This window comes from Vibrio artabrorum, from assembly GCF_024347295.1.
GTDB lineage: Bacteria > Pseudomonadota > Gammaproteobacteria > Enterobacterales > Vibrionaceae > Vibrio > Vibrio artabrorum.
The window spans coordinates 2,689,749-2,710,774 of the sequence record NZ_AP025458.1 but is presented as its reverse complement, the minus strand read 5'-3'; the positions used below and the strand labels follow the sequence as shown (position 1 = coordinate 2,710,774).

The 21,026-nt window shown below is 44.7% G+C and carries 23 protein-coding genes; 12 read left to right on the top strand and 11 right to left on the bottom strand.

Annotation, left to right across the window (positions count from 1 at the left end):
- The first annotated feature begins 10 nt into the window (after window positions 1-10).
- The 7 genes from secY (at window position 11) to rplQ (ending at window position 4,486) form a co-directional block, all read left to right on the top strand.
- Window positions 11-1,345: a preprotein translocase subunit SecY gene (gene secY, locus OCU36_RS12250; protein WP_261838226.1), complete on the top strand. Its 1,335-nt coding sequence runs from the start codon at window positions 11-13 to the stop codon at window positions 1,343-1,345.
- 41 nt (window positions 1,346-1,386) lie between these two features.
- On the top strand, window positions 1,387-1,500 hold the full coding sequence (gene rpmJ / locus OCU36_RS12245; RefSeq protein ID WP_000868186.1) for a 50S ribosomal protein L36: 114 nt from the start codon (window positions 1,387-1,389) through the stop codon (window positions 1,498-1,500).
- A 148-nt stretch (window positions 1,501-1,648) separates the two neighbouring features.
- Entirely contained in the window at window positions 1,649-2,005 is a 357-nt protein-coding gene (gene rpsM / locus OCU36_RS12240) for a 30S ribosomal protein S13 (RefSeq protein ID WP_261838225.1), read from the top strand.
- A 19-nt stretch (window positions 2,006-2,024) separates the two neighbouring features.
- Entirely contained in the window at window positions 2,025-2,414 is a 390-nt protein-coding gene (gene rpsK, locus OCU36_RS12235) for a 30S ribosomal protein S11 (protein WP_004738778.1), read from the top strand.
- Window positions 2,415-2,445: 31 nt separating this feature from the next.
- Window positions 2,446-3,066, top strand: coding sequence for a 30S ribosomal protein S4 (gene rpsD / locus OCU36_RS12230; RefSeq protein ID WP_017076303.1), 621 nt, complete (start codon window positions 2,446-2,448; stop codon window positions 3,064-3,066).
- 22 nt (window positions 3,067-3,088) lie between these two features.
- Entirely contained in the window at window positions 3,089-4,081 is a 993-nt protein-coding gene (locus OCU36_RS12225; protein WP_004729813.1) for a DNA-directed RNA polymerase subunit alpha, read from the top strand.
- Window positions 4,082-4,105: 24 nt separating this feature from the next.
- Window positions 4,106-4,486 (top strand): 50S ribosomal protein L17, encoded by a 381-nt coding sequence (gene rplQ / locus OCU36_RS12220; RefSeq protein ID WP_004729812.1) that lies wholly within the window; start codon window positions 4,106-4,108, stop codon window positions 4,484-4,486.
- Window positions 4,487-4,793: 307 nt separating this feature from the next.
- Here the strand turns inward: rplQ and OCU36_RS12215 are convergent, their stop codons facing one another.
- Together OCU36_RS12215 and OCU36_RS12210 are read right to left on the bottom strand one after the other, a co-directional pair.
- A complete protein-coding gene (locus OCU36_RS12215; protein ID WP_261838224.1) occupies window positions 4,794-5,288 on the bottom strand; it encodes a DUF2780 domain-containing protein in 495 nt (164 codons plus the stop codon).
- Window positions 5,289-5,421: 133 nt separating this feature from the next.
- Window positions 5,422-6,042: an FKBP-type peptidyl-prolyl cis-trans isomerase gene (locus OCU36_RS12210; RefSeq protein ID WP_008220519.1), complete on the bottom strand. Its 621-nt coding sequence runs from the start codon at window positions 6,040-6,042 to the stop codon at window positions 5,422-5,424.
- A 213-nt stretch (window positions 6,043-6,255) separates the two neighbouring features.
- Here OCU36_RS12210 and OCU36_RS12205 point away from each other — a divergent pair, with 213 nt between their 5' ends.
- Window positions 6,256-6,840, top strand: coding sequence for a LysM-like peptidoglycan-binding domain-containing protein (locus tag OCU36_RS12205; RefSeq protein ID WP_261838223.1), 585 nt, complete (start codon window positions 6,256-6,258; stop codon window positions 6,838-6,840).
- 30 nt (window positions 6,841-6,870) lie between these two features.
- On the opposite strand, the gene OCU36_RS12200 is transcribed toward OCU36_RS12205, so the two are convergent.
- The 4 genes from OCU36_RS12200 to OCU36_RS12185 all read right to left on the bottom strand — a co-directional run bounded on the left by OCU36_RS12200 (window position 6,871) and on the right by OCU36_RS12185 (window position 11,098).
- On the bottom strand, window positions 6,871-7,719 hold the full coding sequence (locus OCU36_RS12200; protein ID WP_261838222.1) for a DMT family transporter: 849 nt from the start codon (window positions 7,717-7,719) through the stop codon (window positions 6,871-6,873).
- Entirely contained in the window at window positions 7,719-8,171 is a 453-nt protein-coding gene (locus tag OCU36_RS12195) for a GNAT family N-acetyltransferase (RefSeq protein ID WP_261838221.1), read from the bottom strand. Before OCU36_RS12195 ends, OCU36_RS12200 begins: the two co-directional genes overlap by 1 nt.
- Window positions 8,172-8,228: 57 nt before the next feature.
- Window positions 8,229-8,795 (bottom strand): Crp/Fnr family transcriptional regulator, encoded by a 567-nt coding sequence (locus OCU36_RS12190; protein ID WP_261838220.1) that lies wholly within the window; start codon window positions 8,793-8,795, stop codon window positions 8,229-8,231.
- A 326-nt stretch (window positions 8,796-9,121) separates the two neighbouring features.
- Complete coding sequence (locus OCU36_RS12185; RefSeq protein ID WP_261838219.1) at window positions 9,122-11,098, bottom strand: bifunctional 2',3'-cyclic-nucleotide 2'-phosphodiesterase/3'-nucleotidase; 1,977 nt, start codon at window positions 11,096-11,098, stop codon at window positions 9,122-9,124.
- Between the two features lie 449 nt (window positions 11,099-11,547).
- Between OCU36_RS12185 and cysD the strand changes: the two genes are divergently transcribed.
- The 4 genes from cysD to cysC all read left to right on the top strand — a co-directional run bounded on the left by cysD (window position 11,548) and on the right by cysC (window position 16,340).
- Window positions 11,548-12,456 (top strand): sulfate adenylyltransferase subunit CysD, encoded by a 909-nt coding sequence (cysD, locus tag OCU36_RS12180; RefSeq protein WP_261838218.1) that lies wholly within the window; start codon window positions 11,548-11,550, stop codon window positions 12,454-12,456.
- 18 nt (window positions 12,457-12,474) lie between these two features.
- Window positions 12,475-13,905 (top strand): sulfate adenylyltransferase subunit CysN, encoded by a 1,431-nt coding sequence (cysN, locus tag OCU36_RS12175; RefSeq protein WP_261838217.1) that lies wholly within the window; start codon window positions 12,475-12,477, stop codon window positions 13,903-13,905.
- Between the two features lie 65 nt (window positions 13,906-13,970).
- The gene (locus OCU36_RS12170) at window positions 13,971-15,695 is read left to right on the top strand and encodes an SLC13 family permease (RefSeq protein ID WP_261838216.1); all 1,725 of its coding nucleotides are present in this window, start codon (window positions 13,971-13,973) and stop codon (window positions 15,693-15,695) included.
- Between the two features lie 24 nt (window positions 15,696-15,719).
- Entirely contained in the window at window positions 15,720-16,340 is a 621-nt protein-coding gene (gene cysC, locus OCU36_RS12165) for an adenylyl-sulfate kinase (protein WP_261838215.1), read from the top strand.
- 164 nt (window positions 16,341-16,504) lie between these two features.
- Here the strand turns inward: cysC and OCU36_RS12160 are convergent, their stop codons facing one another.
- From OCU36_RS12160 to zrgA, 5 genes are all read right to left on the bottom strand, one after another.
- Complete coding sequence (locus OCU36_RS12160) at window positions 16,505-17,413, bottom strand: TIGR03899 family protein (RefSeq protein ID WP_261838214.1); 909 nt, start codon at window positions 17,411-17,413, stop codon at window positions 16,505-16,507.
- A 350-nt stretch (window positions 17,414-17,763) separates the two neighbouring features.
- Window positions 17,764-18,279: a DUF3299 domain-containing protein gene (locus tag OCU36_RS12155; RefSeq protein WP_261838213.1), complete on the bottom strand. Its 516-nt coding sequence runs from the start codon at window positions 18,277-18,279 to the stop codon at window positions 17,764-17,766.
- Window positions 18,280-18,293: 14 nt separating this feature from the next.
- Window positions 18,294-19,553: an ABC transporter permease gene (locus tag OCU36_RS12150; RefSeq protein ID WP_261838212.1), complete on the bottom strand. Its 1,260-nt coding sequence runs from the start codon at window positions 19,551-19,553 to the stop codon at window positions 18,294-18,296.
- On the bottom strand, window positions 19,550-20,266 hold the full coding sequence (locus OCU36_RS12145; protein ID WP_261838211.1) for an ABC transporter ATP-binding protein: 717 nt from the start codon (window positions 20,264-20,266) through the stop codon (window positions 19,550-19,552). Before OCU36_RS12145 ends, OCU36_RS12150 begins: the two co-directional genes overlap by 4 nt.
- A gap of 139 nt (window positions 20,267-20,405) precedes the next feature.
- The gene (gene zrgA, locus OCU36_RS12140; RefSeq protein WP_261838210.1) at window positions 20,406-21,026 is read right to left on the bottom strand and encodes a zinc uptake protein ZrgA; all 621 of its coding nucleotides are present in this window, start codon (window positions 21,024-21,026) and stop codon (window positions 20,406-20,408) included.

Sequence of the window (21,026 nt, the reverse complement as noted above, 5' to 3'; positions counted from 1 at the left end):
CGAGGTACAGATGGCTAAGAAACCAGGAAAAGATTTTCGTAGTGCTCAGAGCGGCTTAAGTGAACTAAAGTCACGCTTACTATTCGTAATTGGTGCACTTTTAGTATTCCGAGCTGGCTCTTTTGTGCCGATCCCTGGTATTGACGCAGCTGTACTTGCCGATTTGTTCGATCAGCAAAAAGGTACCATCGTTGAAATGTTTAACATGTTCTCCGGTGGTGCCCTTGAGCGTGCATCTATATTAGCATTGGGTATCATGCCGTACATATCGGCATCGATTGTAGTCCAATTGCTAACTGTAGTTCATCCAGCGTTAGCGGAACTCAAGAAAGAGGGTGAAGCAGGCCGTCGTAAGATAAGCCAATATACGCGCTATGGCACGCTTGTACTTGCAATATTCCAAGCTATTGGTATCGCAACAGGCTTACCAAACATGGTCGACAATCTGGTTGTTATCAACCAAACCATGTTTACGCTTATTGCTACCGTGAGTTTAGTAACTGGTACCATGTTTTTAATGTGGTTAGGTGAACAAATCACTGAGCGAGGAATCGGTAATGGTATTTCCATTCTGATTTTTGCAGGTATTGTTGCTGGATTGCCTTCTGCAGTCGGTCAAACAATCGAGCAAGCGCGTCAAGGTGAATTGCATGTGCTTCTTCTGCTGTTGATTGCTGTATTGTCTTTTGCTGTTATTTACTTCGTGGTTTTCATGGAGCGTGGTCAACGTCGTATCGTCGTTAACTATGCGAAACGTCAACAAGGTCGTAAAGTTTTTGCAGCACAAAGCTCTCACTTGCCTCTTAAGATTAATATGGCAGGTGTTATTCCAGCGATTTTTGCATCAAGTATTATTTTGTTCCCAGGAACATTAGCGCAGTGGTTTGGTCAAAATGGTGAAAGCAGCGCGTTCGGTTGGTTAACTGACGTGTCATTAGCTCTTAGCCCAGGTCAACCTTTGTATGTAATGCTTTATGCAGCAGCTATAATCTTCTTCTGTTTCTTCTATACAGCGTTGGTGTTTAACCCACGTGAAACAGCTGATAACTTGAAGAAGTCTGGTGCATTCGTACCCGGTATCCGCCCAGGTGAGCAGACAGCGAGATATATCGATAAAGTGATGACTAGATTAACCCTAGCGGGCGCTCTATACATTACTTTTATATGTCTGATTCCTGAATTCATGATGGTCGCGTGGAACGTACGTTTCTACTTCGGCGGTACATCACTACTAATCGTAGTGGTTGTTATCATGGATTTTATGGCACAGGTACAGACTCATCTGATGTCACAACAGTATGATTCTGTGTTAAAGAAAGCGAATCTGAAAGGTTACGGCCGTTAATTCGGTAGTAATTATTTCGATTCCATTTACGGAGTTTAGCAATGAAAGTTCGTGCTTCCGTTAAAAAAATCTGCCGTAACTGTAAAGTTATCAAGCGTAACGGTGTCGTTCGCGTGATTTGCAGTGAGCCAAAGCATAAGCAACGCCAAGGCTAATCAGCAGAAATTTTTACTTGAAATACTAGGTAGAGTCGAGTATATTCCTCGGCCTACCTTTTGCGTGCAAAAGAAGTAGTATGCCGCAGCGTATCCATAACGGGCTTTGCTGCGGATAATTCTTTTATGAACCCCTTAGGAGTGAATAATGGCCCGTATAGCCGGCATTAACATTCCTGATCATAAACATTCTGTAATTGCACTTACTGCAATTTACGGTATTGGCAAAACTCGCTCTCAAGCTATTTTAGCTGAAGTGGGTATTGCTGAAGATGTTAAGATCAGTGAACTAACTGAAGAGCAGATCGATCAACTGCGTGATGGTGTAGCTAAATACACTGTAGAAGGTGATCTACGTCGTGAAGTATCGATGAACATCAAGCGTCTTATGGACCTTGGCTGTTACCGCGGTCTTCGTCATCGTCGCAGTCTACCACTACGTGGACAGCGTACTAAAACCAACGCTCGCACCCGTAAGGGTCCGCGCAAGCCGATCAAGAAATAGTCGGATAAGGTAGAGTACAATGGCAAAACAACCAACTCGCGCGCGTAAGCGCGTACGCAAGCAAGTAGCTGATGGCGTAGCGCACATTCATGCTTCTTTCAACAACACAATCGTAACTATCACTGACCGTCAAGGCAACGCTCTTGCATGGGCTACAGCAGGTGGTTCAGGTTTCCGTGGTTCTCGTAAATCTACTCCGTTCGCAGCACAAGTTGCAGCTGAGCGTTGTGGGGAAATGGCTAAAGAATATGGCCTAAAGAACTTGGAAGTTATGGTTAAGGGTCCAGGTCCAGGTCGTGAATCTACTGTTCGCGCACTGAACGCTGCTGGTTTCCGTATCACTAACATTGTTGATGCGACACCAATCCCTCATAACGGTTGTCGTCCACCTAAGAAACGTCGCGTTTAAGTTTCGTTTCTAGGAATATTGGAGAAAGATCATGGCAAGATATTTGGGTCCTAAGCTGAAGCTTAGCCGTCGCGAAGGTACTGACTTATTCCTTAAGTCTGGTGTCCGTGCGATCGATACCAAGTGTAAAATTGATAACGCACCAGGTGTACACGGCGCTCGTCGCGGTCGTCTATCTGAGTATGGCGTTCAGCTTCGTGAGAAGCAAAAAGTTCGTCGTATCTACGGCGTTCTAGAAAAACAATTCCGCAACTACTACAAAGAAGCTGCACGTCTTAAAGGCAACACGGGTGCAAACCTGCTTCAACTTCTTGAAGGTCGTCTTGATAACGTAGTTTACCGTATGGGCTTTGGCGCTACTCGTGCTGAATCTCGTCAACTAGTTAGCCATAAGTCTATTCTAGTTAACGGTAAAGTTGTAAACGTTCCTTCTTTCAAAGTAGCGGCAAACGACGTTGTTTCTATCCGCGAGAAAGCTAAACAGCAATCTCGTATTAAAGCGGCTCTAGAAGTTGCTGAACAACGTGAAAAGCCAACTTGGATTGAAGTAGATGCTAGCAAAATGGAAGGTACATTCAAGCGTATGCCTGAACGTTCTGACTTGTCAGCTGACATCAATGAACACTTGATCGTCGAACTTTACTCTAAGTAAGGTTAAAAAAAGAGAGGACACAATGCAGGGTTCTGTAACAGAATTTCTTAAGCCGCGTCTTGTTGACATTGAACAGATCAATACGACACACGCGAAAGTAACTCTTGAGCCATTAGAGCGCGGTTTCGGCCACACTCTAGGTAATGCTCTTCGCCGCATTCTTCTATCTTCTATGCCGGGTTGTGCCGTAACAGAAGTTGAAATCGAAGGTGTGCTACACGAATACAGTACTAAAGAAGGTGTTCAGGAAGATATCCTAGAAATCCTTCTAAACCTAAAAGGTTTGGCTGTACGCGTTGCAGAGGGCAAAGATGAAGTGTTTATTACACTGAACAAATCAGGCTCAGGCCCTGTTGTTGCAGGTGACATCACCCACGATGGTGATGTAGAGATCGCTAACCCTGAGCACGTAATTTGTCACCTAACGGATGACAATGCTGAGATCGCTATGCGTATCAAAGTAGAACGTGGTCGTGGTTACGTTCCAGCTTCAGCTCGTATCCATACTGAAGAAGATGAGCGTCCAATCGGTCGTCTACTTGTTGACGCTACTTACAGCCCGGTTGATAAAATCGCTTATGCTGTAGAAGCGGCACGTGTAGAACAACGTACTGACTTAGACAAACTTGTTATCGATATGGAAACGAACGGTACTCTAGAACCTGAGGAAGCAATCCGTCGTGCAGCTACTATTCTAGCTGAACAACTGGATGCGTTCGTAGATCTTCGTGATGTACGTGTACCTGAGGAGAAGGAAGAGAAGCCAGAATTCGATCCTATCCTACTACGTCCTGTAGACGATCTTGAACTAACAGTTCGCTCTGCTAACTGTTTGAAAGCAGAAGCGATTCACTACATCGGTGATCTTGTACAGCGCACTGAGGTTGAGCTACTTAAAACGCCAAACCTTGGTAAGAAATCTCTTACAGAGATTAAAGATGTGCTTGCTTCACGTGGTCTTTCTCTAGGTATGCGCCTAGAAAATTGGCCACCAGCGTCAATCGCTGAAGATTAATCGAAAAGTTAGAAGGATTAGGTCATGCGCCATCGTAAAAGTGGTCGTCAACTCAACCGCAACAGCAGTCATCGCAAAGCGATGTTCAGCAACATGGCTAGCTCTCTTGTTCGTCACGAAGTAATTAAAACTACCGTGCCAAAAGCAAAAGAACTACGTCGCGTAATTGAGCCGTTGATTACCCTAGCTAAGACAGACAGTGTTGCTAACCGTCGTCTTGCATTTGCTCGCACTCGTGATAACGAAGTAGTAGCAAAACTATTTAATGAACTAGGCCCGCGTTTTGCGGCTCGCCAAGGTGGTTACACTCGCATTCTTAAATGTGGTTTCCGTACTGGTGATAAAGCTCCAATGGCTTACATTGAGCTTGTAGACCGCCCAGCTGCTGAAGAAGCTGCTGAGTAATCTATACTGGATTATTAATATAAAAAGCCGAGCATTAGCTCGGCTTTTTTGTTTCTGTAGAATAAGAAACAGATAACAGAAATTGCACCATGATGTTTGGCATTTTTTGCTTGTCTTGCCTGCTCCATATTTCAAAAATATCTCATATCTCATATCTCATATCTCATATCTCATATCTCATATCTCATATCTCATATCTCATATCTCATATCTCATATCTCATATCTCATATCTCATATCTCTTTTCTTCCCCGCACAAAAAAGAGCACCGAAGTGCCCTAATCCGATTTTAAGCTAGCTATTACGATTATTGCCAAATAGCCGCAAGTGAATCCATCAGGCCACTCGTTGCGCCTTGTGATTGCAATGCTTGAAGGATGATTGGTGCAAATGTCGTCATCATTGAGGGATCCATACCTAATCCAGAAAATGCACTTTCAACGGCACCTTGTGAGCTTAATAGCGATGATAGACCAGTAGATTCAAGGCTAGACATGCCTGGAATCAGCGTTGCGAGCTCTTTGTTGTCAGCAGTACCAAGTGAGTTTTGTGCAAGTGCTAGCATGGAACCGATACCGCCAATTGCTTGATCGCTGGTAACAGAAGCTTGGTCTGCGACCGTATCTGCAAGCGGTGTTGTTTCGTTCTGTTGAGACCACATATTCACGGCTGCCATTAGTGCTGTTTGTGATAGTTGGGAATAGTTGGTCTCTGGTGATGAACTGTTTTTTTCTGTGTCGCTCGTGTTTGCACAAGAGACTACAGCAAGGCTGCTGAATATAGTGATGAGTATTTTCTTCATTATTCTTCCTTAAGTAATAAAGCAATCTTCCTATTCACTATAAACGAAAAACGGCGATGTAGTGACATCGCCGTTGGATTCTTTCAATTTTATAGTCTCAAGTATTTTGCGTTACTCAAGGTTTTTATAAAGATTAAAGAATAGCTAGAAGTTCTACTTCAAATACTAGAGCTGCAAATGGTGGGATTGCCGCGCCTGCGCCACGCTCACCGTATGCTAGGTCTTGAGGGATGTATAGCTTCCACTTAGAGCCCACAGGCATCATTTGTAGAGCTTGTACCCAACCTTGAATTACGCCAGTCACTGGGAATTCTGCAGGTTGACCGCGAGATACAGAGCTGTCGAAAACAGTACCGTCAGTTAGTTCGCCGTGGTAGTGAACACGCACTTGCTTGTCTGCCGTTGGGATTTCGCCAGTACCTTCAGTTAGCACTTCGTACTGAAGACCAGACTCAAGAACCGTTACCTCTGAACGAAGAGCGTTGTCAGCTAGGAAAGCTTCGCCGTCAGCCGCAGCAGCTTTAGCCAGTTCTTGACGCGCAGCTTCACCGCGAGTGTGTAGCTCTTGTAGTGCGTTGTTGATTTCGTCAACTTCGATAGCTGGCATGTCACCAACTAGAGCGGTTGCGATACCAGCAGCGATTGCGTCAACGTTTAGGCCTTCAAGACCAGAACCAGCAAGTTGTTGGCCCATTTGTAGACCGATACCGTAGCTAGCTTTTTGCTCTACAGTTTCAAATTTTACTTCAGACATGAAAAGTCACTCTTTTTGTCAGTACGAAAAGGGTAAGAATACCAGTATTGGCAGCGTGAAGAAACGGCTAGCCTCTGATCCCTTGTACTTTACCGTGTCCAAATCACAGGGATGTCAATTTTCTTGCTTTGCCCAGTGTTGTGACGGAAATATCTATACTGTTGGTACTTTGGTTTTTATACTGTAGTTATTCAATGTATAGGACGCAGTGGCATGAATCGTCGTCAAAAGAAAAAACAGAAAGTAGACCACTTAGCAGAGTTCAAGGATCGAGTGAATCAGGTCAAAGAGAAATTAAGTTCGATCGATGTAAAAAAAATGAAAACCTCTGTGAAGCAAACTTGGGGGATATTACCGAAATTACACCAGAGATTGTTGATGGTGATTTCGTCGATCGTACTGATATTACTTTTTGTGCCGCTACCAGAACCTAAGTTAGAGACAGCTCCAACAACATCGCGCGTTGAACTTGAAATCAATACCGTCGGCTTAAGCGAACAGCAAAATACAACGAGCAGTTCATCAGAACCGAGCAACAAAAATTGGCAGGAGTACCTGGTTAAGCAAGGCGACACGTTAGCGCAAGTTTTTCGAAATAACGATTTACCTTTGTCTGACTTGAATGCATTAGTGCGTATTGAAGGTGCAGACAAGCCACTCAGTCATATTCGAAAAGGCCAGTTAGTTCGCTTCAAACTTGCTGAAACCGGTCAGTTGGATATTCTTCAACTGGAGAAAGGCGATACTTCAGTGATGTTTTTCCGCTTGTCTGATGGTGGCTTTGGCCGCAGTAAGTAGCCTGCTCCAGCAGGCTAGAAGATAAAAGAGCTAAAGGGTAGCTCTTTTTTTTGGGCGCTTGAAAGGGACGAGAGGTAAAATGATGAGCATAATACCAAGCAGGGTTAACGTATCTGGAATCTCATCGAACCATATTGCCCCTATTAACGCAACAAACACCAATCCCGAATATTCAGCCAGAGCGATCTGGCTTGAATGCGCTTTTTGATAGGCGGCCACAGCCAGACCGTTATAACTCAATATGAGCGTCGCGCTGAGCGCTATGTACCCCAAATGTTCTGTCGATATTGGTTGCCAGAATAGGAAACTGAGTACGAATGATACTGGAATCGAGAATAGCGTCGTCCACCATAAGGTCGTGACGACGGTTTGCTCACTAGGAAGTTTTCTTACGAGTACATTAAATAGTGCGAGAGTGAGTGCGGTACCCAAAGCAAACAGTGCTGCCCAATGAAATTGTGATGGCCTCAAGACAATCAATGCACCAATGAAACCTATGGTCGTGGCGATAACCTTGCCAAGTGCCGGTTGTTCTTTTAGTAGAAACATTGAGAGCGGCAGCATCAATAGAGGCGCGACATAAAATACTGCGTTAGCGGTTGCTAAAGACAAGTGAGTGATTGCGACCACCATACATCCACTGCCGATCAATATGAGTTGACCTCGTATGATGGTCACTGTGGTTTGTTGCAAGTGTCGCTGCTCTTTTTTCTGTTTCAGCCACAAAGGCGTAATGATAAGCAGAGAGATTAACTGTCGGAAAAAAATATATTGAAGAGGCGGTACTTCGCCATTCAATAGTTTTACCGCGACGTCGGAAAGCGAAGCAAACAGGTTGCCTGCAATCAGTAATAGGATACCGACAGTGATCTTCGACATTACTTCTCTAATCTCATATCAAGGTGTGGAATATCGTCTTCGAGGTACATGTCCGAGATCGTCTTGAATCCGTGGCTTGCGTAGAAGTTTTCTAGGTGTTGCTGTGCACCAATATCAATGGTCGTATTAGGCCAAAGAGCCTCACAGCGTGTTAACGCTTGCTTTATCAATTGATGCCCTAAGCCACTACCTCTTGCTGATTGCTTAGTGGCTACTCGGCCGATGCTGGTGTTGTTGTAAGAGGTGCCTGGTGGTAATAAGCGAGCACACGCAACCAACTCTTCATCGGAATAGCCAAGTAGGTGCTCAACACCCGCGAGTGTATCTTTTCCGTCGAGTTCTGGATAAGGACAAGTTTGCTCAACCACAAATACATCGACTCTTAATTTAAGTAGTTGATAAAGCTGTTGTGTTGAGAGTTCAGAAAAGGGAATTGAGTGCCAAGTGATCATGTTTACATCCAGAGGTTATCGATGCTCTGAATGTACTATGCGCGATGATTGTTGGCATTAACTATTGTTAATTCGACCTTTAATTCTGCTCAGGCTGATTGCGGTTATTCCTAGGTAAGCGGCAATTTGATTGTCGTTCAAGCGCTGTTCAAGATCGGGGAAATGTTCGCAGAACAGCTGATAGCGTTGCTCTGGGGTATAGAGCAGCATGAAACGTTCTTTTTTTTCCTTATGCATCAGTTGTGTTTCTAACAGCTTTAAATACAGAGGATTATTTGATGCACGCCACTCAATTACTGCGTTCATTGGCAACTCGAGCAAGGTGATCGGTGTCAGCGTTTCTAATAGATAAGGAGAGGCTTGGTTTTTTATCAAACTCTCAAAGCCAATGATCCAGTCTTGTTCCCAATAGAACTCTTTGCTGTATTGCTTTCCGTTGTCTGTTAGATAGCAAGCGTGGCATAAGCCTTTAAGCACAAAGTAGATTGAGTTCGCCATCTCACCTTGGTTGATCAGGATGTGTCTGGTTGGTAACTCAAGAGGCTTGGCGATGGCGACTAGAGATTCAATCTGACTTTCAGAGAAGTCAAAGCTTCGTAGTTGTTCGATAAAAGAGGTGTACATGAAAATAACCTAACCCAAATTAGTGCTGAAATACAGCGGTCAACTAATATTGTTTACGATGATATTGATGGGAATAACACTGACAGTAACATTGTAGTCGGTATCAAGTCATTGATTACAGAATGTCGAGTAAGATCTGATGGCTTCCCATTAGATTTATACTGTTTTTCAGCTTCTAAAATATCGATCCATTTAGGGCGGGCGACTCGGTCGGAGTTTATGAGCGTTTACGCTGAACCGCATTTTTGATTTAGGTGTTTAAATAAGAAAAGGCTGAGTCGTAAAACTCAGCCTTTAGAAGGTTAACTCTTGATGAGTTAAGTCATCTATTTAGTGAGGTCGATTTGGTAAACAGCGAAGCCAACATCGTCAGTCGCAACACGTTTCATCGGGTATTGACCTTTATCTTTGATGAATTGAGCGGCTTTCTCACTTGGTGATGTTTCAAAGCGGATATCCAGCTTGTTATCCGTTTTGATTGGTGCGAATGACCAGTTGTTATCAGCCGTTGGGCTAACTTGACCTTGCTCTTTGCTTACGCGAGAGATGTAGTTAGCCAGTACAGTACGGTTTTCATCTGGTGCATCAAATGCAATGAAGTCTTCACCTGTACCTGGGAATTTAGCGCTGTATGCACGGTAGTTGTTGGTTGCGATCAGGAAGTCTTGCTTCATGTCGATTGGCTTACCTTGGTAAGTTAGGTCAACAATACGCTGTGAATTAGGGTTAACCACTTTACAGTTTGCATCGTATTTCGCAGGTTGAGTGACGTCGATTTGGTAATCCACACCGTCGATAACATCAAAGTTGTAAGTACGGAAGTTGTCCCACTCGATCAGATGTTGTGGTGCTGTGGAGTTCACGTCAATCTGGTTGAATTGACCCGCTGAGCACTCAAGCCACTCTTTGACTTCGTGACCTGTTACCTTCATCGCAACGAGCGTGTTCGGGTAAAGGTACAGATCAGCCGCGTTACGGAATGTCAGTTGACCAGATTCAACTTCAGTGAAGTTTGCTGGGTCATTCTTACGGCCGCCCGCTTTGAATGGTGCCGCCGCGGAAAGGACAGGTGTACCGTCTAGGTCTGGGTCACCTTGGATGAACTGTTCAACGTAATCTTTCTGTGCCAGGTTAACAATCTGTACGGTTGGATCGTCTTGTACTAGAGATAGGAAGCTGTACATCACGTCATCTGCTTTACCAATGGGTTGGTTAACAAACTTACGAGTACCTGCATGGTCTTTTTCTAGTGCCGTGACAATGCCTTTATCAGCGGCAGCAAGCGATTTTTGCTCGATCTTGTCGTAAATAGGGCGTGCTTCTGATTGGCCTTTAACCACTTCCCACTTGCCGTCTTTTTGTGCAAGTGTTAGATCCATAACCCCAACGTGGCTGCCCCAACGTCCAGGCATTACTGCCGCAACGCCGTTCATGGTGCCCGTTTTGTTGTCGATCCCTTGAATGTCATCAAAACCTTTACCTGGGAATACGGCGTGAGAGTGACCGAATGCGATTGCATCGATGCCATCGACTTCAGATAGGTAGAAAGTTGAGTTCTCTTCGCCATTTTTATATGGGTCCGTTGATACGCCTGAGTGAGGGATCGCAACGATAACTTCGGCGCCTTCTGCTTTCATTTGAGGTACTAATTCGTTAGCTGTCTCAATGATGTCACGAGCGATGACTTTGCCTTCAAGGTTTTTCTTATCCCACGTCATGATTTGTGGTGGTACAAAGCCGATGTAGCCGACTTTTACTTGATGCTCGACACCAGCTGTATCCGTGAATGTGTGTGTTTTGATAATGTAAGGCGTGAAGTAGTGTTCTTTGGTTTCTGCATCATAAACGTTGGCATTGATGTATGGGAAATCAGCGTCGTTGATCGACTCTTCAAGGAAATCAAGACCGTAGTTGAATTCGTGGTTGCCTAGGTTTGCAGCATCGTAGCTGAGCTGATTCATTGCTTTGTATGCAGGGTGAACTTCGCCCGCTTTGATGCCTTTGTCTGCCATATAGTCACCCATAGGGCTACCTTGCAGTAAATCACCGTTATCGACTAATACGCTGTTGGTTACTTCACTTTGAGCTTCTTTTACTAGAGTCGCAGTACGTGCTAAGCCGATTTTTTTCGATGGCTTGTCCTTGTAGTAGTCGTAATCCATTAGATTGGCATGGATGTCCGTCGTTTCTACGACACGTAGCTTAATCACTTCATCAGTATCAGGTGTTGTTGTACAACCAGCTAGCATCAAACCAAGGCCTGCAAGTACAGCCAATGATAAAGGTTTCATTGCAACGTTCATTTTGTAGCTCCAAAGTGGGTAGTATAAAATTCGTTGCGTAATGTAACAAAATACAATGAAACAATGATGACATCGAATGTTAAATCGTGACTTGGATCGATTACTTTATGGTGTTCTGCAAGGCGCCTCCCAAAGCTGATTAACCAATGCAGCAATAGCATTGATAGATGAGCCTATTCATTTCATCCGCTTGCCTATAAATTTAATCCCTTATCAGCTTTTCGAATAAAAAATGAAATTTTAGAATTTCCAGTAATATGAAGAGCTCGTCATAATGCCTATATCAAGGACGTATCAGGCAGATGAATAGCAAGGATCGCTCAACACGCAGCTTCTGTTTTCTTCTAGTGCCAATACTCCCATTCACTCAAATGGATGAGTTAAATCCCTTACTTGGCAAGACCAAGTAATGAATTGCTCGTAACGCGAGCCTCAAAGGAAGCACTGAAATGGACCAAGAACGTTTAACCCACCTAAAACAGCTCGAAGCGGAAAGTATTCATATTATCCGTGAAGTCGCGGCTGAGTTTGATAACCCCGTGATGATGTACTCCATCGGTAAAGATTCTTCTGTGATGCTTCATTTAGCTCGCAAAGCGTTTTACCCAGGTAAGATTCCATTCCCACTATTACACGTTGATACGGATTGGAAATTCCGCGAGATGATTGAATTTCGTGACCGCACAGCAGAAAAGTACGGTTTTGAGCTTTTGGTCCATAAGAACCCTGAAGGTCTGGCAATGGGGTGTAGCCCATTTGTACACGGTTCTTCTAAGCATACCGACATCATGAAAACTCAAGGTCTTAAACAAGCGTTAAACAAGTATGGGTTCGATGCCGCTTTTGGTGGTGCGCGTCGTGATGAGGAGAAATCTCGAGCGAAAGAGCGTGTTTACTCTTTCCGTGATAAGAACCACACATGGGATCCAAAAAACCAGCGCCCAGAGCTTTGGCATACCTACAACGGTCAGGTGAATAAGGGCGAAAGTATTCGAGTATTCCCACTATCTAACTGGACTGAACTCGATATCTGGCAATACATCTACCTAGAGAGCATCGATATTGTACCACTTTACCTTTCAGACAAACGTCCTGTGGTTGAGCGTGATGGCATGCTGATTATGGTGGATGATGACCGCATGGAGCTGCAAGAAGGTGAAGTGATTGAAGAGAAAAGCGTTCGTTTTCGTACTTTAGGTTGTTACCCACTAACCGGAGCGGTTGAATCTGAGGCGAATACGCTAACTGGCATTATTGAAGAGATGCTGGTGGCGACGTCTAGTGAGCGTCAAGGCCGAGCGATTGACCATGATCAGTCGGGCTCTATGGAGCTGAAAAAACGCCAAGGTTATTTCTAAGAATCTAAGGAAAGAAAAATGAATAGTGCAGTAGAAGCCGAATTGGCTGAACTCGGGATTGAAGGTTATCTAAGTCAGCATCAGCATAAATCTATGCTTAGATTTTTAACATGTGGCTCGGTAGATGACGGTAAAAGTACGTTAATCGGTCGCTTACTCCATGATACAAAACAGATTTATGAAGATCAGCTAGCGGCGGTTCACTCGGATAGCCAACGAGTGGGTACCACAGGTGAGAAACCTGATTTGGCACTGCTTGTTGATGGCTTACAGGCTGAGCGTGAGCAAGGGATCACCATCGATGTGGCTTACCGCTACTTCTCGACTCAAAAGCGTAAATTCATTATTGCTGATACTCCAGGGCATGAGCAGTACACGCGCAATATGGCAACCGGTGCTTCAACGTGTGATCTCGCCGTGATCTTGATTGATGCGCGTAAGGGCGTTCTGGATCAAACCCGTCGTCACTCGTTTATTTCTAACCTGCTTGGTTTAAAGCATTTCATCGTCGCTGTAAACAAGATGGATCTTGTGGAGTACTCGCAAGATCGTTTTGAAGAAATTCGCGATCAATACCTAGCGTTTGCAGAAAACCTAGAAGGCGAAACCAATATTCAGGTTCTGCCCGTATCGGCACTTGAAGGTATTAATGTTGCAGCGCCAAGTAAAGAGCTTGCATGGTTCGAAGGCCCATCTCTACTCGAAGTGTTAGAGAACGTCGACATCGACCAAAAACGCTCTGCGGGTGAATTCCGATTCCCAGTGCAGTATGTAAACCGTCCCAACTTAGACTTCCGTGGTTTTGCAGGCACGGTTGCTTCTGGCCGTGTCAGTGTCGGTGATGAGATCAAGGCGCTGCCGTCGGGTAAAACCTCGAAAATTGCACGCATTGTGACTTTTGATGGTGACTTGGACTCTGCACAAGCGGGCTTGGCAGTAACACTGACCCTTGAAGATGAGATCGATATCAGCCGTGGTGATTTGATTGTGCTGGAAAACGCGCAGATTGAATCCACTAACCATGTATTGGCCGACACCGTGTGGATGACAGAACAACCATTGCAACCGGGCAAAGCTTACGACATCAAGATAGCAGGCAAGAAAACTGTCGGTCAGGTTGAAGCGGTTCGTCATCAGTATGACATCAATAACTTATCGACTCACGCTGGCGATGAGTTGCCACTGAATGGTATTGGCTTGTGTGAGTGGTCGTTGAACGAGACTGTTGCGCTGGATAAATACCGTGAGAGTGCTGACACCGGTGGTTTTATTATTATTGACCGTCTTACCAACGTCACGGTTGGTGCGGGTTTAATTCGAGACCGGTTGGGCTCTGTTGAACAGCAAGTCGCTAACTTCTCTGCATTTGAACTTGAGTTCAACGCATTGGTTCGCAAACATTTCCCTCATTGGGATGCCAAAGATCTAAGCCAATTACTGAAGTCATAAACGACCAAGTAACAGCTGATTGAATCAGGCGGAAACCGATCGTTTCCGCCATAAAGGACGGGTATATGTGGCAACAAGGATTTGTATTGGCGATTTTGCTCGGCATCATTACTTGCCTGCTCGTTACCCGTATTAAGCCAAGCTTTATCTTCGCTGGCGCGGCGTTTATTGCTTTTATGGCTGGTATGATCGATTTGTCGAGCCTAGCCAATAACTTCACTAACTCCTCGTTACTGACTTTAATTCTTCTGATCCTCGCATCAAGTGCGTTGGAGAAAACTCGCTTAATCAGCTGGGTTAGCCGTAATATATCAGAAGGTCGACTCGGTACTGTAGTGGCTAAGTTGGGTATTTCCACAGCGCTATTGTCTTCTTTTACCAATAACACGGCGGTGGTGGTCTCTTTGATCGGAGCGATCAAACGTAATCAACAACATGCGCCCTCTAAACTGCTTATCCCTTTGTCTTACGCTGCCATTTTAGGTGGCACCCTGACATTGATCGGTACTTCTACCAACTTGATCATCAATAGTTTTGTTGAAGATGCAGGGCTTCCCAGCCTTAATTTCTTTGCGCCTACTTTGATCGGTTTAGCCGTCTTGGTCGGTGGTGTGTTGATCCTCATTCCTTTGAGTTACTTCTTACCCAGCTACGATGATGGATCGCAAGACGATCTGCCTTACTTCTTAGAAGCAAGAGTTGAGCCCGGCTCACCGCTAGTTGGCCGTAGTGTTAGCGAGAATAACCTCAGAGCATTGAGAAAACTGTTCTTAGCGGAAGTGATTCGAGACGGTAAAACCACCGCGTCGATTGACCCTGACTTCATACTTCAAGCTCGTGACCGATTGCTGTTTTGTGGCGATGTCGAGAGTGTGGCGACACTGCAAGAAATCCAAGGACTGACTCTGTTTGGTCAGCACCATCTGAACGGCCAGAGCTTTGTTGAAGTGGTGGTGAGCTCGTCAGCAAGCTTCTGTAACAAAACCCTAAAAACCAGCCAGTTTAGAGACCGTTTCGATGCGGTTGTGGTGGCTATTCGTCGTGGCCATGAACGTCTTGAAGGTGGGCTAGGGAATATCACATTAACCGCTGGTGATACCCTAATTTTAGTTCCCGGCAAACGCTTTGAAGAACAGCGCCAGCAACATAATAAAGAGTTTGTATTGATGAATGATTTGGACTCAAGTGCCAAACTTGATGTCGATAAATCAACGTTAGTTCTGCTTGGCTTTGCCAGTGTTATTGGATTATCGCTCGCTGATGTGGTCCCGATTATAAAAGGGCTAGCGGGATTTATATTACTGCTGGTGGTATTTGGTGTCGTCCAACTGAGTGAGCTGCGCCGCCGTTTTCCTGTTGATATTGTGGTGATCGTGGGCTCTGCTCTGTCTATTGCTCAGTTGATGATTTCATCGGGATTATCTGAGCGTATGGGGCAGATGTTTATGGAGGCTTTTAATGGTTGGGGCGTGTTTGGCGCGTTAGTCGCGACCTACTTCATGACTCTGGTTTTGACCGAACTGGTGACCAATAATGCAGCGGCAGCGCTTTCCTTTCCGATTGGCTACAGTATGGCGGTGGGCTATGGCGTCGACCCAATGCCGTTCATTATGGCAGTACTGTTTGGGGCCAGTGCCAGTTTTATTTCGCCATACGGCTATCAAACCAATTTATTGGTTTACAGTGTGGGTAATTACCATTTAACGGATTATCTACGTATCGGCATTCCAATCTCGATTGTTTATTCGGGTTTGGTATTGACGCTAATTCCTTATTTTTTCCCATTTTAATGCTGTTTATTTAAAGGACTAATTATGACCGCAGTACTCAAACCCAAAGATGAGAATGTTGTGTGGCATCAACACTCGATTGATAAAACATTCCGTTCAGAACTGAAATCACAAAAACCAGCGGTGCTTTGGTTCACGGGGTTATCCGGTTCTGGGAAATCGACCATTGCTGGAGCATTAGAGAATCGCTTGGCACAACTTGGTTACCATACTTACTTGTTGGATGGCGATAATGTCCGTCATGGATTATGCAGCGATTTGGGTTTCTCTGAGCAAGATCGCCGCGAGAATATTCGCCGAATTGGTGAGTTGGCTAAATTGATGGCAGATGCAGGCCTGATCGTGTTGTCTGCTTTTATTTCTCCGCATCAAGCGGAAAGACAGTTGGTACGAGACTTACTGCCGCAAGGAGAATTTCTTGAGGTGTTTGTCAATACACCACTGGAAGTGTGCGAGCAGCGTGACCCGAAAGGTCTGTATAAGAAAGCACGTGCTGGAGAAATCCCGAACTTCACTGGTATTAGTTCGGCTTACGAAGCGCCTCAGAGCCCTGAGATTGATTTGCCTGCAGGAGAGAAGACACTCGATGAATTGGTCGAACTGTGTATTGACGCGTTGGAGAAGCGAAATATTTTAGCCAATTGAGATCGTTGGTATGACTGAGGCTGTTTACTTACTTATCGACTTATCCATAACGATAAGTCGTACAGCCTTAGTTTACCGAGACAAGAAACCTATCTTCTAGACCTCTTGATTCCTATCAATACTCTTCGCTTTTTACACCGTCTATTTATTGCACTGTCGATTGTTTAGACGGTGTAATTCACACTGCTTTTCACTTCGGTCTGAATCGTGAATTTTTGGCTTAAGAGCGCAATCAGTTGGTCGTAATATTGCGTGTTTGGCTTGTTGCCAAGCAAGGAGCAAAGCTCATTGCCTGTTGGACTGAATCGATAGTAAATCAGCTTCACCCCTTTTGATAACGGTGCCAGTGACATGCTCTTACCCTGATAGGTTAGGTGTAGGGCTGGATCGAAATCAATCTCTCCGGATTCTAATTCTGTGCCCAGAATAATCCCAAGCTCTATCAAGTGGAGTAAGCTAGAGTAGGGAAGGTTGTGCCCACCAAGGTTGATGGCATTGGTTGTGTCTCTTTTACCAAATCCGAATATCCCAGTATGAGATTTAAAACCGAGTAATAATTTTCTGCTGTTATCCCCCCCAAAACAACAGCCAAGCGATGCTGCTCTTTGTAGGGTCAGCGCTTCTTTTGGTGTCATGTCTTGTAAGAGCTTCAGTGCTTTCATTGACGTCGAGCCTGGGTTAGTTACCTCTCTTTTTAATACTTGCCCCCAAAGCCTTTGCATAGACGTATTATGAATCTCTTGTGCCATATCGAAGAAGCGGTACAGCCAATCCTGATCGGGTTCTCCGGCGGCTTCATCCTTACAGGAAGAGTGCGCCAGTTTTAGAATCTGTTCGAGGTTCTTTTGGCGGAGCTCTTTGCGTTTTTTCTCTCGCAATAGCGCCCGCTCGATAAGAGTGATCTCACCTTTATCATTAGCTTTTGCATTAGGAGTAATTAAGGCATCTAAACCGAAGCTTTGTGCGATGTGCAACATTCTACTTGCGCTGTCAGCAAGATGAGGTTTTTTTTCATGCTTGTGCTGTGTATTACTGGCATGCTCAATGATTACTGGCTTTTGGGTTTCTGACATAAGAGTACCGTTAGGAGACGACTTAACTGTCTAAAATGTAACTCTTTATCTTATTGGTGGCTAGATTTTGCATGCAAAGTTGAAGAGTTTAACCAAGTTTTACTTTTGATAATGCTAATAAGATGTTAAATTTAAATGACCTTGTTAAGGAGGGGTTATGAGCCAGGTTAATAATAATAGGCTAAAAAAACAGCTAGGAATAGGGGTGTTACTGGCTATTTATGTGGTTGCTCTAGCCTATTTATCTCATTACATCGTATAATTTAGACAAATAGCCTTGTTGCTTAAATGTTGTTTTATTGTGTATTTTACAGTAAAGGGAGCTCATCCTTGAGCTATCCTTTTAATCATCACATGTCATCATATTCTTCTATCGCAGTCCCTTCAATAAGATAACCTGTTTGAGCCAAGTCATGGCTTATGGATTCTGTTTTCAGTGTACCGACGACATAGATCACATCCCATAGTTGCTGGATTGGGGCACCTTTGGGAAACTTTACATAGATGATTTGGTTCGGTGGCGGTGGCGGAACGTGGATACATGCGCCAAAGTATGGAACCAGAAGAAATTCAGTGATCATGTTCTCATCACCTTCCAATGGAATCACAAAACCGGGGATCTTGACTGTGCTGCCATTCAGCTCTGGGCGAACCGCGCCAATTGTCGATTGCTGGGGTTTATCCATACTATTGTGGTTGACTATCGGCATGCCAACCGAATCGAGTTGTGCTCGCTCTGACTCGGGAATCAAGTCAATCCAGTCGAGAGTTAATACTGACTCGTCAGTCGAAGTGGTGTCTGCATGAGCAGTACTGATAAACGGGAACAGAAGTAGTCCAAGTATCAGTAGGAATTTGCGTTGCATTATAGGTTCCTATTTTAGATTCGAATCGTCATACCATCAGATAATGACTGACGGTAAGCCCTGAAAGCGGGAATAAAGCCGATAATGATTCCGGCCACTTGTACCAGCATAAGCAGTGTCCACTCATGCGATGTGATGGCTGATAGTGATATGTTGATACCATAACTTTGCTGCACAATAGGAGCAACCACAGCAATCAGTGCAAACAACACCGCAACACCTAATGTTATGCCAAGGAAGGTCAAGGTGCTGGCTTCACTGATCAATAAACCAAACACATGACGAGGTCTCGCGCCCATCGCACGCAGAATGGCCATCTCTCGGCGTCTTTCTTGTAAGCTCGTGAGTAGACTGCTGAGCATACCCAATAAACCGGCGACAACAACAAATCCTGAAACAATCAGCAGAGCTTGTTCTGCCACGGCCATCATGCCCCACAATTCGTGCAGCGCAATGCCTGGTATAATGGCACTCAATGGTTCTTTGCGATAGTTATTAATTTCTCGTTGCAGTGCGAAGGTTTGGATCTTCGAGTTAAGCCCAAGCATCATTGCGGTAATTTGCTTGGGTTGGAAATCAAAAGTTTTTAATGTTTCTGCATCTGGCGTGTGCCCCAGGTTGGCACCGGATTCCCAGCCAACGTGAATCGCTTCTATTGCCTCCAATGAGACATGCACGGTCTTATCTACTGGTGTTCCAGTGGGCGCCAGTATTCCCACAATCGTAAAGGGAAGGTTATCGTGGCGGCTGAAGGCAACATCACTGATACCGTGTGCCAGAATGATGTGATCACCGATCTTGTAATCCAACTTCTTTGCAACATCGGCACCAATTACCACATCAAATAATTGGTTGAACTCTTTCCCTTGTTTAAAAGTAAGTGGTTGCTTACTTCCATAGCGATAGTTTTCAAAGTAGCTGTGGTTTGTTCCCATGACACGGAAGCCTTTGTGTGAATCCCCCAATGAAATGGGTATCGTCCACTTTACGGCTTTGTGTTGGCTAAATTCCTCGTAACTTTTCCAGTCGATGTTGTTGGTTGCATTACCGATTCGAAATACTGAATAAAGCAGCAGGTTTACCTGACCAGAGCGGCCTCCAACGATCAGGTCTGTACCTGAAATGGTGTTCGCAAAGCTACTCTTGGCTTCGGTTCTGACACGTTCTACACCGAGTAACAGAATGACGGACACCGCGACGGTGAGAATCGTGAGAATGGCAGTTGCTTTACGGTTGAGCACGCTTTTTAAGGCTAAGTGAGTAATAACTTTCATACGACGACCTTAGCTTGGTTAAGGGTTTTTAAATCTATGCTTCGAGTGAACAGTTTTTCTAGTGTTGGATCGTGACTCACAAAGATCAGAGTCGACCCTGCTTGATTGGCTTGTTCTAGCAACAGTTCAATAAAGGCTTCTCGGTTGTCGTGATCCAAAGCGGAGGTTGGTTCATCAGCAATGATGATTTTGGGTTGGCCGATTAAGGCTCGTGCTGCCGCGACCCGTTGTTGTTGGCCAATACTCAACTCGGTAACGGGTTTATCCATTAAGGATTGAGGAAGTTTTAGTCGTAATAATAGATCTTGAGCGGTGGCTTGTAGGCTGTGGTTACTTTCTGTTACTTGCTGTTTGCGAATCTTTGAAAACTGGCAAGGAAGTGTCACGTTGTCGATTACTGACAAGTAAGGAAGTAGATTAAACTGTTGAAAAATATAACCAATATGGTCGGCTCTGAATTTATCTCTTTGGCGAGGAGTTTGCTGTGTGAGATCTTGGCCAAGGATAGATACTACCCCTTGCTCGGCTTGGTTGATTCCAGTCAGTAGTCCTAACAATGTTGATTTTCCACAGCCACTAGGCCCTTTGATGAAAAGGTGCTCTTGGGCTTGGATATGCAGTGCAGGGATCGTTAGCGTTGGCGGCAATTCTGGTTTCCAACGAAAGCTGATATTTTCGAGTTTGACCACGAGTGATGAACGGTCAGAAGACATATTCGCTCCAATAATTAAAGCGGTGTCGCGACTGGAGTGTGATTCACATAATCAATACTCAGACAACACCGATCTGTACAGCCAAGTAAGTGTTCACTAACTTGGCTGTTTATCTACGTTTAATTCAATCTAAGACTGGTTAGAATCGAAAACTAACACGCTCTGCGTTAAGCACTTCTTGAATTTGTGCACTGTCAGTAAGCAGGTTCACAGTCATTAATTTTGTGTTGCTGAATTGAGAGAACCATTGAGTGCTCACGGTATCCAGCTTCGCAATGTCTGAGCATTGGTAGTGATACTCGGCAGTGAACTCGCCGTGACCGTCTTTTGAGTGATTATGGCCTTCGTGGTCGTCATGATCGTGCTCTGCATGGTCATGGCTCTGGTGATCGTCATGATCGTGTTCAGCGTGGTCATGGCCTTCATGGTCATCATGCTCGCTCTCCAAGGTGTTCGTCACCGACTTGAACTTCAGCGTACAGCCTGCATTGTTGAAAGCAAAGAGCTCTTCTGGCTTGTTTAATTGCGCGACAGCTTGTTTAAACACTGTCTTTTGCGCCGCAGTTTTTGGATCATGCTCAAAGCCTACGACATCAGCACCGGGAGCCGTCACTTCAACAAGCAATTCTTGTCCATCTTGAGCAATATTCACTTCAACTTTACCGTGCTCGTGTGCTTCGTGAGAGCGGAATTCTTCGTTAGCTAGCACATTTGTTGAGACAGTCATGCCGATAACAACGGCTAAAATAGTAGGTTTCAT